The 12,932-nt window shown below is 43.5% G+C and carries 10 protein-coding genes; 9 read left to right on the top strand and 1 reads right to left on the bottom strand.

The genetic code is table 11. From position 1 onward, the window contains the following. Positions 1-38: 38 nt before the first annotated feature. The 6 genes from RIB93_RS07605 (at position 39) to RIB93_RS07580 (ending at position 6,613) form a co-directional block, all read left to right on the top strand. Complete coding sequence (locus RIB93_RS07605) at positions 39-785, top strand: class I SAM-dependent methyltransferase (RefSeq protein ID WP_446371841.1); 747 nt, start codon at positions 39-41, stop codon at positions 783-785. A 169-nt stretch (positions 786-954) separates the two neighbouring features. Further along, entirely contained in the window at positions 955-1,728 is a 774-nt protein-coding gene (locus RIB93_RS07600) for an acyltransferase (RefSeq protein WP_446371839.1), read from the top strand. 41 nt (positions 1,729-1,769) lie between these two features. After that, the gene (locus RIB93_RS07595; RefSeq protein ID WP_446371837.1) at positions 1,770-2,756 is read left to right on the top strand and encodes an NAD-dependent epimerase/dehydratase family protein; all 987 of its coding nucleotides are present in this window, start codon (positions 1,770-1,772) and stop codon (positions 2,754-2,756) included. A gap of 23 nt (positions 2,757-2,779) precedes the next feature. Next, positions 2,780-4,636 carry an asparagine synthase (glutamine-hydrolyzing) gene (gene asnB / locus RIB93_RS07590; RefSeq protein ID WP_446371835.1) on the top strand — a complete coding sequence of 619 codons (1,857 nt, stop codon included), beginning with the start codon at positions 2,780-2,782 and terminating at the stop codon, positions 4,634-4,636. Between the two features lie 71 nt (positions 4,637-4,707). Beyond that, positions 4,708-5,358, top strand: a complete 651-nt coding sequence (locus RIB93_RS07585; RefSeq protein WP_446371833.1) for a class I SAM-dependent methyltransferase — start codon at positions 4,708-4,710, stop codon at positions 5,356-5,358. Between the two features lie 109 nt (positions 5,359-5,467). Next, positions 5,468-6,613 carry a glycosyltransferase family 4 protein gene (locus RIB93_RS07580; RefSeq protein WP_446371831.1) on the top strand — a complete coding sequence of 382 codons (1,146 nt, stop codon included), beginning with the start codon at positions 5,468-5,470 and terminating at the stop codon, positions 6,611-6,613. 7 nt (positions 6,614-6,620) lie between these two features. On the opposite strand, the gene RIB93_RS07575 is transcribed toward RIB93_RS07580, so the two are convergent. After that, positions 6,621-8,021: a flippase gene (locus tag RIB93_RS07575; RefSeq protein ID WP_446371829.1), complete on the bottom strand. Its 1,401-nt coding sequence runs from the start codon at positions 8,019-8,021 to the stop codon at positions 6,621-6,623. Between the two features lie 547 nt (positions 8,022-8,568). Here RIB93_RS07575 and RIB93_RS07570 point away from each other — a divergent pair. From RIB93_RS07570 to RIB93_RS07560, 3 genes are all read left to right on the top strand, one after another. Continuing rightward, the gene (locus tag RIB93_RS07570; RefSeq protein ID WP_446371827.1) at positions 8,569-10,116 is read left to right on the top strand and encodes a glycosyltransferase family 39 protein; all 1,548 of its coding nucleotides are present in this window, start codon (positions 8,569-8,571) and stop codon (positions 10,114-10,116) included. Positions 10,117-10,190: 74 nt separating this feature from the next. Continuing rightward, positions 10,191-11,981 carry a metallophosphoesterase family protein gene (locus RIB93_RS07565; protein ID WP_446371825.1) on the top strand — a complete coding sequence of 597 codons (1,791 nt, stop codon included), beginning with the start codon at positions 10,191-10,193 and terminating at the stop codon, positions 11,979-11,981. A 321-nt stretch (positions 11,982-12,302) separates the two neighbouring features. Next, complete coding sequence (locus tag RIB93_RS07560) at positions 12,303-12,692, top strand: hypothetical protein (protein WP_446371823.1); 390 nt, start codon at positions 12,303-12,305, stop codon at positions 12,690-12,692. Positions 12,693-12,932: the final 240 nt, after the last annotated feature.

The raw sequence follows: 12,932 nt of genomic DNA, 5'->3' as shown, positions 1-12,932 counted from the left end.
TAGTTGACATAACCTTAGTTGTTCAGGGGCATGAAACAGTGGTTAAAACAAATAATTTTAATTTTCCCGAAACAGCAGATATCGAAACATCCTCGGATGATTATGCATCCCGCTTTGCCGGGGAAATTGGTGCTTGGTTACTCAAGGTTCAAGAAGAAGCAACGTTGCAGATGCTAGCGGCTTATCCTAATGCCAAGATTTTAGATGTTGGCGGTGGGCATGGTCAACTGACGGGGGCGCTGATTCAGAACGGTTATCAAGTTACGGTTTTGGGAAGTGCAGAGAGTTGTAAAGCGCGAATTCAACATTTTGTGGACGCTAATCGTTGTAACTTTAAGGTGGGTAATATTTTGGACTTACCCTATCCGGATAATACTTTTGATATTGTGATTAGCTATCGGCTACTCCCACACGTCAGTCAATGGAAACCCTTTCTGACTGAGTTAGTCCGGGTGGCGGATAAAGCCGTGATTGTAGACTATCCAACAGTCAGAAGTGTGAACGCGATCGCACCCTACTTATTTAAGCTGAAGAAAGGTTTAGAAGGCAATACACGACCTTTTACCTGTTTTCAGGAATCAGAACTGCTGAATTACTTTCATGCTTTAGGAGTTGCCCCCATTGACCGTTACCCGCAATTTTTCTTGCCCATGGTACTACATCGGACGTTAAAATCTCCTCGAGTTTCATTGGCGTTAGAAAAATTATCCAGAGTATCAGGATTAACCCATTGGTTCGGATCTCCTGTTATTTTAAAGCTTAATAAAAAATTAGCCGTAAATTGATTTTTTTCAAAATTATTGTTATCTTTGATATAAAAAAATATTCTATGAATAAAATCTTATTTGCATAAATTGATTTTAGGTTTTAGTATTCAACTGTCGAAGTGTTAATTTTTATAGAGAATAGAGAATAAAACTATAGATAAATTATCATTATTTTTGAGAGGAAACTATGGTCTCACAAAAAACAGGAAAGCTAGTTTCTAAGATCCCTTTAACAGAGCAACTGAATCAAACGGAATCTTCTGTATTAAAGCGGTATAAAAACAAAGTTTTGGGGAGTGAAAGTTTTTTTTCTTTATTAAAATACGAAATAATAACATCTTTATTTGGTGATATTTCTGGTGGCTTGGGATATTTACTCCGAAAACGATTGTATCGCAACCTTTTTAAGAATGTGGGTGAAGGGATAATTTTAGGAAAAGGCATTGTATTGCGTCATCCTGGAAAGATTATCCTTGGAAATCGTGTGGCTATTGACGATTACGGACTATTAGATGCTAGTGGTGCCGGTGAGGAAGGAATCCGCTTAGGAGATGATGTAATTGTCTCCCGGAATTGTGTGATACAGGGTAAAACTGGTTCAGTGATAATCGGGGCTAAAACCGATATTGGTTGTAATACTATTCTGGCGTCTGCTACTGGAATTTTTATTGGTCGTTCTGTGTTAATTGCTGGCAACTGTTATATCGGCGGTGGACGCTATCTTTCAGACCGTTGCGATATTCCAATGATGGAACAGGGACTATACTCAAAAGGACCTGTTGCAATCGCCGATGATGTGTGGTTAGGTGCTGGAGCCATTGTACTGGATGGGGTTTCCATTGGCAAAGGATGTATTGTTGGTGCAGGTGCTCTTGTCACCAAAGACCTTCCTGATTATTCGGTGGCGGTGGGAGTCCCCGCTCGCATCATTCGCAACCGGAAAGAAACCCAAGATGTTTAAATATTTACGGTGAAATTTCTGTATTAATTTGGAGTAAAAAAATGAAAATTTTAGTCACAGGTGGGACAGGCTTTACGGGCAGCCATTTGACGCGCCGCCTACTGGATAAAGGGCATCATCTAGTTGTGATTGATAATAAACCCGGTCTCTTTTTTGATGAACTCAAGGAACGAGGCGCAGAGATTCACATTGGCAGTGTGGCAGACCGAGATCTTGTGGATAAAGTGACCCAAGGCTGTGAAGTGGTTCACCATTTAGCCGCCGCATTTCGCCAAGTTAATCTTCCAAAACAAGTATACTGGGATGTCAATGTGGATGGAACCCGCTACCTGCTAGAAGCGGCTCTTAAGTATGGCGTTGCCAAATTCGTCTATTGCAGTACTTGTGGGGTTCACGGAGATGTTAAACAAACCCCTGCTGATGAAAATGCCCCGATTACTCCGGCGGATTACTACCAGTACACAAAATACGAAGGCGAGAAACTGATACCAGAGTTTGTGGAAAAGGGTCTAAAAGTGCTGACACTGAGACCCGCAGCTATCTATGGTCCCGGAGATCCAGAGCGCTTTTCTATTCTCTTTAAACGAGTGAAAAAGGGACGCTTTTTAATGTTTGGAGATGGTCAATGTCATTACCACCCCTTGTATATTGATAACCTAGTCGATGCCTTTGAACTCGCTGCCGCCTCGGAGAAAGGCAATGGGGAAGCCTACCTGATTGCCGATGAAAACTATCATACCCTGAATAAGTTAGTGACTGCGATCGCCAAAGCCATCGGCATCAATCTAACTATTACGCATCTGCCGTTCTGGCCCCTTTGGACAGCAGCTTTGCTAACAGAAATGGCGTATAAACCCTTACCAGGAATCGATCCCCCTCTGTTTCGCAGACGGGTTGATTGGTTCCGGCAAAATCGAGCGTTCAGTATTGAAAAGGCTAAACGAGAACTGGGTTATCAACCCCAGGTTGATTTAGACAAGGGATTAACATTAACGGGTCAGTGGTATCGGGAACAGGGCATTATTTAACTCACACCAGGGGAAGAAAAACAATGTGTGGTATCGCCGGATTTTCGTGGCTAGATGATGACTTAATTAAGCAGATGACCCGGACGTTGGCTCATCGCGGACCTGATCAGTATGGAGTATATACCGACGAGTCAATCTCTTTAGGTCATCGACGGCTGAGTATCCTAGACCTGAGTGAACATGGACGCCAACCGATGTCTAACCAGGATGGCTCGATTTGGGTGGTTTACAATGGGGAAATTTATAACTTTCAAGAACTGCGCCAAATATTAGAGCGCAAAGGGTATACTTTCCGCAGTCGAACTGACACCGAGGTCATTTTATATGCCTACGCTGAATATGGATCAGCCTGTGTAGAAAAGTTCAACGGGATGTTTGCTCTAGCCATCTGGAATAAGACGAAACGGGAGTTAATTCTGGCACGCGATCGCTTGGGTATTAAACCACTATACTATTATTTGAACAATGGTCAGTTGATTTTCGCCTCCGAGATCAAAGCCATCCTTCAAGCTTCCCAAGTCGCACGGGAGATTAATCCTCAAGCTCTCTATCACTACGTTGGCTACGAATTTGTGCCAGCTCCAGATACAATCTTTCGCCACATTCACAAGCTTCCTCCTGGGCATTATCTGCAATATCGGGAAGGCAGAGTTGAGTTGACCCAGTATTGGGATCTCAAGTTTGAAACTGAGACTCAACCAACTGCTTATTACGAGGAGAAAATGCGGTATCTCCTGGAAGACTCGGTTCGCCAACGGTTGATCAGCGATGTTCCCTTAGGTGTTTTTCTCTCAGGTGGGTTAGATTCTAGTACAGTTGTGGCAATGATGGATCGGTGTGGCGTGGAACCTATCCAAACTTTTGCCTTGGGGTATGATGACCCCTCTTTCAGTGAGCTGGACTATGCTGAATTCATGGCTAGAGAACTCAAAACTCAGCATCAGGTACTCATGGTTGATCCGATTACACCAGAGTTACTCGAAACCGCTGTCTGGCACTTAGATGAACCCATGACGGATTTGTCAACTATTCCCTTTTATCTGATTTGCAAGAAAGCCAGAGAACAGGTCACGGTTTGCTTGAGCGGTGAAGGGGGGGATGAGGTATTGGTGGGTTATGACCGATTTAAGGCAAGTAAGGCTCATAGCTACTATGCTGTCATTCCTAAGTCAATTCGACGCCAGCTAGTCGCGCCACTGATCAACGCTCTACCAGATCAGCCTCAAAAGAAAGGAGCTATTAATATGCTGAAACGGTTTATTCAAGGGGGACTTTTGTCAGAAGAGGGTCAACATATGCGTTGGCAATACTTTGGTATGCCGGAACACGACCAAGACCTATTTTCTCCGGATATCTTAGGGGAAATTTCCCGAAATCCCTTTGCACCAATCCGAGAGCAGGTTGCAGGTTGCAACTCAAACCAGCGGCTAGACCGAGAGATCTATGTAGACCTCAAGTTCATGATGCCGGATAGTCCCCTAATGAAAGTGGACAAGATGAGTATGGCTCATGGGTTAGAAGTCCGAGTACCATTCCTCGATCACAGATTTGTCGAATTTTGTGCCACAATTCCTTCTGAACTTAAGCTCAGGGGTTTTACAACTAAGGCAATCTTTAGGTCAGCTATGAAAGATATTCTACCAGATAAGATTCGCCATCGGGGAAAACAGGGCTACAGCTTGCCCATTAAGAACTGGCTGCGACAGGAACTGCGGGACTATATGATCGAATTGTTAACATCCTCCTCGTTAATGAAGGAGGCGTTCAACATTAACTATATCGAACAGCTTATCCAAGAGCATTTAGACTATAGAGCGAATCATAACCACATCCTCTGGGCTTTGATTAATTTGGCTCTGTGGCATCGGCTGTTTGTATAAAAATTATCAATATTTAAATCCAGGTGAAGTTTCCTATACAATAGTTCATAAATCAGTCATATCCAAGGAAAATGAAACATCACAGCCAGCAAGCAGCTTCCCGGTTTGATGATTGGGCAGATTCATACAGTGAAGGGCGAATTTCATCATGGTTCAGATTCTATCAATCAATGGCAATGTCCCAGCTAAAAATTGCCGAAGGTTGTGGATTTTTAGACGTGGGCTGTGGCACAGGTTGGGCGGTTAGGCAAGCCGCTAAACAACTTCAAGTTGGTAAAGCTTGTGGAATCGATATTTCTGCAAAAATGATCGAGAATGCCGTTGCCGAAACTTCAGAGGCGCATAACATAGAATTCCAGATCGGTGATGCTGAAGCAATACCTTATCCTGATGAATCTTTTAGCTCAATTATATGTACCTTTTCCATCCATCATTATCAGAATCCTGTTAGTGCTTTGTCTGAGATGAAGCGGGTTTTGAAACCAGACGGCTCCATTGTAATTTTAGATTCAGCCAGAGATGTTTCATTTGCCATCTGGCTGCAAGATCGAGGGCGGCGCTATTTTGAGAAAAGTCATGTTAAATATTACACCACTAAAGAGATGACGGACTTGATAGCAAAAGCTCAATTGCAGCTTATTGGCGACATCACGACCATTAATAAGTTTATGGATCACAACAAAGTATTTACGGGTTTGATGTTGCTCAGTTGTACTAAATAAAATGGCTTCATTCTAACGGATTGCTGACATAAATTAACCGTAAATTGAGAAAATTAACTAATTACGAAATAGCTTCCGCTCTATATTCAGCTAAATCAATGGTTAAATTATGAGAATTTTATTAGATTGTAGATTTCAAAAAGGAGCAGGTCCTAATGTTACTACTTGCTATCTCCTCAATTATCTAATTAAACTTAATACCGAACATGACTTTGTAATCCTACAACATAAAGGGCAGCAACTTCCACAGTACCCCAATGTTCAGAAGCTTGTAGTTCCGTCACAGAACACTCTGGTCGAATTTTTGTGGGTACAGTTTTATTTACCTAAGTTGCTCCGGCAATACGCAATTGACATTTACCACAGCTTAAAACATGTGGGTCCTCTGTTTACTCGTGTTCCGGTACTACTTTACCTGCGTGAAGTTGGTCACTTTCACGAAAAAGGACAAGAAGCTTTTCAACTCAATCTAGTGAACAAAATTTACTGGAACTATATCCTGGTGTTAGGACTGAAAAGAGCTACTCATATTATTGGTATATCTCATGAATCTAAGACAGTAATTATCCAAAAAATTGGAATTTCTGAAGATAAAATAAGTGTCAATTATCATGGACTCGACCCAAAATTTAAGATTATTCAGGATCGAGAATTAATTACAGAAGTCCGCCATCGTTATAACCTGCCTGAAAACTATATTCTATGTGTGAGTAATTTGTATCCACACAAAAACTACAAGACAGTAGTTAAAATGCTTGCTAAACTCAAAGAGCTAAATAAAGAAGCTCCTAAGTTAGTAATAGTAGGAAATATAAAGTATGCTCAAGCCGATTTTTTTAATTTAATCAAACAGCTAAGGTTAGATAAGGATATAATCTTTACGAGTTATGTGGATCATGACGACCTAGTCTATATATATAATGGAGCCGCTTTACTGCTCTATCCCCCTCTTCTCGGCTCCTTTGGTAACCCTCCTTTAGAAGCCATGGCTTGCGGTGTACCCGTTGTGGTTTCTGATCGCGGAGCCCTTCCTGAGGTTACTGATGGAGCAGCACTAGTACTGAAGGAGCCTAAAAATGTAGAAAAGATGCTTGAAGCTGTTCAGCAAATACTCGACGATGAGCAACTTTGGCAAACCTTACGACAGAAAGGACTTGAACGAGTTAAAGATTTTAGTTGGGAAGCATCTGCATCAAGAATCCTGGAACTCTACCGGAGAATAGGAAGTGGTGAAACTCACCGAAGTGGCAATTAAGGTTTATTTATTGAGGCTGTTTCAAGAAGCGATCGCGCCGCATCAACACAACTATCAGCGCAATACTGGCAACCATTAATCCCAGTCCAACCATTAGTGTCAATCCATACAGGATTAGAGATGGAATTGCGGTCACCAGCAAAGTTATTACCGCAATAATGCCAAGGTGTTGACTGATATGCTTATACTCCATCCGATTCATTAGATATAGACCAATTGAACACAGGATTAGTTCACTCAATAAAGTTGCTATGGCTGCACCAACACCTCCTAGATAAGGAATAAGAATAAAATTGGAAAGAACATTAGTGATTGTTGCTCCAAACAGAAGAGGAGGCAGTTGTTTTTCCCGTCCGGTCGCTTGAAGTAATTTGTGTACTAAGGTGCCAAACATCTTGAAACTCAGGCTAGGTAGTAAAATCGCCAGAGGTTTAACAGAAGCAGCAAAGGCTTCGCCATAAATAATTTGCACGACTAGAGTTTGGGTAAAACCTGCCACAACAATCACAGGCAAAGCTACTCCTAAAAGAAGGCGCGTACACTTATAAATCTGCTCTGGAAGTTTCTCAGGTTCGTTGGCATAATATCGAGCAAATCGGGTGAAGGCAACATAGAAAATAACTTGTGGTAACTCAGTAAAAATTTCCAGCAGGCGGTAAGCTGCACTATATAACCCGGCTTCCCCAGTAGGAGATAATCCCTTGAGCATAACCACATCAATCTGATAGTAAAGAATCCATAAAACCCCAGACAGCGCAAATGGATAAGCTGTACGAACAGATTGCCAAAGTCTATTAAGGCTTAGAGGTAACCAAATACAGGTTTTTCGACTCAGGTAAACCAGTAACCCTAGGATATCCAGGAACCGGACAAGAACAAACGTTCCCACTACCAACACTAAATTTTTGGACAGGAACAGAACGACGCATGAAAGCAGCACAGTGAAAAATCGCTCTATGGCTACGGAAACCGTTTCGCTTCTGAACCATCCCATCCCTTTAAGGACACCGCGCAGGGTCATTTTCACGCTACGACAAAGTTCTGCAAAAATGACTAAGTAGCAGACAATTAAGCCTTGACCTTGATAACCTAATAAGCGAGCCAAGGGGAAGAGAAAAATAAGAACTAACAGAAAGCTCAATCCCTCAATAATCAGAAACTGACCTGTCGATTTTGAACCTTCGACCGGGTTGGCTGCTACCTCACGAGTCAGTAGTCCTGGAAACCCAAACTGGATGAACAGGGAAAGAATGGCTCCCAAAGCAACAGCAGCGGAGAAAATCTCATATCGCTCAGGTCCGAGGACACGAGCGAGAATGATATAGAAGAGAAATGTTAGAGCGAGAGTTGCTTCTCCCACCAGAACATAGAGATAGGACAGATCTAAACGACTAAGTAGAGTTCTCACAGTCAGGTAAAGTGATTTAGATTACCTCCCTGAAAGCAGGGAGAGATTTGTACTGAAAGTTACAACACCGGGATTGTTGGAGATACTAGGATTAATAATACACTGCTCCAGAGAATAATCTTTAGATCGCCTATCTGCGACGGTAAATTTTAATTTTACTGAATCTTTACAAATTATGGGGGATATTCACCGAATCTTAAAAAAACACTTAAATAAAGAGAAGGATTATAGCTTTTTGCTATTATTGCTTTTCAATTAATATTTATGGTATTATGTTTGCTTAATTAAGCGAATTAAGGAATTGATGAATACACAGATAAGGGGATAACTATTTCATTCACTGTTAACTACGATTGCCGAGGGCTTAAGGTGGTTAATAGCTATTTAACCGTCTATACCTTTTAGGTAGTCATCAATAAGCTATAAATCGTCTAAAATTTAACTCTAAAAACACCTCTATAGCAACTCTGTAAGAATAAGCCCTTTTCTGAGTTTTTTTATTCTTTAGATAATCGATAGATACACTCAATAATTTTGTTGATTGATCATGAAAACAAAAGCCCTAGGTACAGTAAAAAAATCATCCGAAACCGATTGGATAAGACGATGGAGTCCCATTGGCTTAATTTTGCTGCTAACCACAGCATTATACCTTTATCAATTAGGAACAGAAAGCTTGTGGATTGATGAACTATATAGCGTTCATGATGCCAAGCCAATAGAATTAAACCACTCACTCATACTCAAAATCGCCACAATACGTCCCCTCTATTACATCCTGCTAAAAATCTGGATGCTATTTGGCACTAACGATGCTTGGTTGCGGGGATTAGCTGTCATTTTTGGCTTGGGTAGTGTCTTTCTAATCTACCTGCTCGGTCGTCGTGTTGCTGGAGAGGCAACGGGTCTCATTTCTGCCCTTCTCTTAGCGCTCTCGCCGCTATTCATCAATTTTGCTCAAATGGTACGGATGTACTCGCTGGGGACTTGTTTAGCGATAGGAGGTAGTCTGGCTTTAGCCCATGCCCTTGAGAAACCTACTGCTTCTGCAATGGGGTGTTGGGCAAGTACACGTATTTTAATGTTTCTGACGACACCACTTAATGGCACCCTCCTGCTTCCAGATGTTCTGTTATTTGGGTTGAAGTTTCGCAAACAACGCCGTGTTTTATTAGCCTTCAGCAAGTGGCTGTTACTCGTCATTGTGTTCTGTCTTCCCTCTGCATTTAGTCTCGTTTCTGGAACAACGTCAGCCGTGGGTGGCTGGTTGTCTGAACCTCAACAGGCAGGTTTGGTAGAGATTATCCGCAAGTTGAACCATTTTACGGCTTTTCCTTTCCCTTCCACCTCAAAGCTGATGAGCCTGTTTTACAAGACATATACCTTAATGTTGGCAGGCTTGCTAGCGATCGCACTGTTCAAAAAACACCGTTCAGCACGCCTTCTATGGGTGGCAGCGTGGGCATTTTTGCCTTCAGCGATGCTATACTTGGTTTCCCAAAGATTATGGGTTGACCGTTACATCCTGTTTGTTGCCCCTTATGTACTTATTCTCTTAGCCGCAGGCTTTCTCCGAGTCTGGCGTTTACAGCGAATCCTAGCGATTGGTGTGGTAATAGTTTATGCGATCGCGGTCAGTGGTGGGTTAGTGCGCTACTATACTGTGCAAGACCGCCAAGATTGGCAAGGCATAATGCAGACGATTAGCATTAATGAAAAACCCGGTGACATTATCGTTTTATCGGGAGGATCGGCTTCTGAAAAAGCGCCTCTAGCACTGAGGCATTACTATCAAGGTGCAGCCCCCATCAAGCGTCAACCAGAACTTTGCCCTACGACCAAAATCAAACCGTCAACTGTAGAGAATGCGCTGCGTAGCTTATCACCTTTTCCCTCTCGCCTCTGGCTAGTCTGCGGAGATTTTGACCAAAAGGCGTTTCAAAGGGTTTTCGGAGAGACATTCGACTGGCAAAGCTGGCATCAATTTGCCAATTGGAACTTTTACCGAGAAAACGATTACCTGAACCTTGTTCTAGTAACACCAAAAACCAGTAATTTGGTCGCCCCGCCTATTCATAGCATAAAAGGAAAGTGACAGTAGGCGAACAGACTCTTACTGTCCTATTTAACTGAGCAGTATTGCATCTAATCTTGTATCGAGGACGATTCATGGTCAATCGTTTAACCAGTCGCCCACTTCTTATTGCAGGTTTACTTGTCGTCTTTATTGCGCTTGCGCCCATTGTGGTGCTGTTCAGCCACCCACCCACTTATCTCTCCCCAGCACAACTGCTGACTGATCCGTTTCTACAATTGCCCACTGACACCTCTGTGCGCGTCGTTTGGTTTACAGAATTTGCCGGAACCCGTCATAGTGTAGCTTACGGACAAGGATTAAGACAGGTGGCGATCGCGCATACCACCAAACTCAGTCGCACCCGGGAAGACCAAAAATCCCGTGTTGGTGAGCAAACCGAAGATGCTCAAGTTTACCAGAAACCGACGCTAAGGGATATCTGGCGACATGAAGCCGAGGTAACGAGACTCACTCCAGGTGAACGAGTTCCCTATCAAGTAACCAGCGTGCGGAATGATGGACAAATCGTCAAGAGTAACCCATTTACCTTAGCCGCCGTACCTCCCCCTGATACCCCCCTGAAAATTCTGCTCACCTCAGATCACCAACTCATGCCCATGACAGCCGCTAATTTACAAAAGGTAGCAGAAACTGTGGGTAAAGTGGATGCCATTTTTCTCGCCGGAGACTTAGTAAATATTCCCGATCGCGCTTCCGAATGGTTTGATGATAATCGCGGCGGTGCTTTCTTTCCGGCGCTTCAAGGTCAGGCTAATTATCAACTAGAGAAGAATAACATTACTACCCGCTACACCGGAGGTGAGTTAATTCAACATGCGCCCTTATTTCCCGCCACAGGAAATCACGAGGTTATGGGACGATTTTCCATGGATAGGGGATTAAATGACCAGTTCAATGACCCCATTCCTCGCCAAGTTGCAGCAGAACTATATCAACAAGATTCCGCTCAGTCAAACTCGAATAACCCTCTCATTTGGCTCAAAGAGCATTCCTTTAATACCGACACCTACAACGAAATTTTTACGCTACCGGGAAAAGAGAACTATTATGCCATTACTTTTGGTGATATTCGTCTAATTTCCCTGTATATTACCAACATCTGGAGAACGCCCAGCCTCAAACCCAATGCCAAAGGACGATATCGGGAACGAGAAGCAGATTTAAATAATCCCACAGCTTGGGGATATGGACAGCACATTTTTGAACCGATTAAACCGGGAAGTCCACAGTATAACTGGCTCAAGGCAGAACTCAACAGTCCAGAGTTCCAACAAGCCAAATACAAAATCGTTATGTTTCATCATCCGCCCCATTCCTTAGGAGACAATATTGTCCCACCTTATACTGACCCTGTACAAATTGTGGAACGGGATAGGAATGGAACGATTACGGCGGTGCGGTATGACTATCCCTCCCAAGCTGATTATATTATTCGGGATGTGATTCCCTTACTCGAAACCGCAGGTGTACAACTGGTTTTATATGGACATTCTCATCTCTGGAATCGCTTTGTGAGTCCTCAAGGAATCCATTTTCTGGAATCATCAAATGTGGGGAATACTTATGGGGCTTATCTGGGCGAAAAGCAGCGTAACGTACCAGAGGGGAAAGGATACGCGGCGACGGGTGATCCCAATGGATTAAATCCAGTTATGCCAACCATTGCACCATTGCGAGGGGAAAATAACCAACCCTTACCGTATATTTCCAGTAACGATATCACCGTATTTAGCATCTTAGACACCAGCACAGGAATCGTCAGCAGCTATCGCTTTGATACCAGGGAACCCGACTCAGACATAATCAAGTTTGATCAATTTCAAATCGCCCCGATTCGTAGTGGCGTGACCCTCCTAAAATAGGGCTTTGTTTGTAGTGAGAACTTTAGTTCTTGAACGCCTAGCTGGAGAGGGCTGAAGCCCTCACTACGAAGCAAATCTATCGCACCATTTTAGCTGGGTCAGTCCAGTAGGGTGCGTTCCCGTTCGCGCAGCGTTCCCGTTCGCGCAGCGTTGAGGACATCCACACCCTTGTAAATTTAGATCACCGACAATATGAGCGCACCGCAACAATATGGGCGCAAGCCTTGCGCCCCTACAGATGGATGATACAGATGGATGAACAGATGGATGGACGGATGGGCAGACATACGGGTAAAATAATCCTGCGATCGCCAATTGGTTATGAAATTTAAACCAGATTACCATCATCGCCAGTCGATTCGCCTTAAAGGTTACAATTACGCCCAACCCGGAGCCTATTTTGTCACCCTTTGCACGTACCAACGTCACTGCTGGTTTGGCGAAATTCGCGACGGTCAAATGGGTTTAAATCAAATTGGTAAAATTGTCGCCCAAGAATGGCTGTATTCGGCTCAATTACGCCAAGAAATCCAATTGGATGAATGGATAATTATGCCCAATCATCTCCACGGTATTATCATTATTACTCCATTAGGAGGAAGACCGAATCATCGGATTTACCCTTCTAATTCCCTGCCGTTTTCATTCACCCCCATTGTCACCTGTAGGGGCGCACGGCGTGCGCCCATAAACCCCGGCGTGCGCCCATAAACCCCGGCGTACACCCATAAACCCCGGCGTGCACCCATAAACCCCGGCGTGCACCCATAATGTCGGCGGTTGTCGGCGTTTCCCTTGTCTATCATCACTTGGCGCGATCGCAAATCTATTCTCTTAAATCTACCCCAATGAATCTAGATTTACCCGGGTTTAAGGGTGTCAATCCAGAGCGCAAACCCATCCAGAGCGCAAACCTTGCAGCCGTTTAGGGCGCACGCCGTGCGCCCCTAC

Origin of the sequence: Coleofasciculus sp. D1-CHI-01 (assembly GCF_040218875.1) — a bacterium.
Lineage (GTDB): Bacteria > Cyanobacteriota > Cyanobacteriia > Cyanobacteriales > Coleofasciculaceae > Coleofasciculus.
This window is presented reverse-complemented; position numbering and strand designations above follow the sequence as displayed.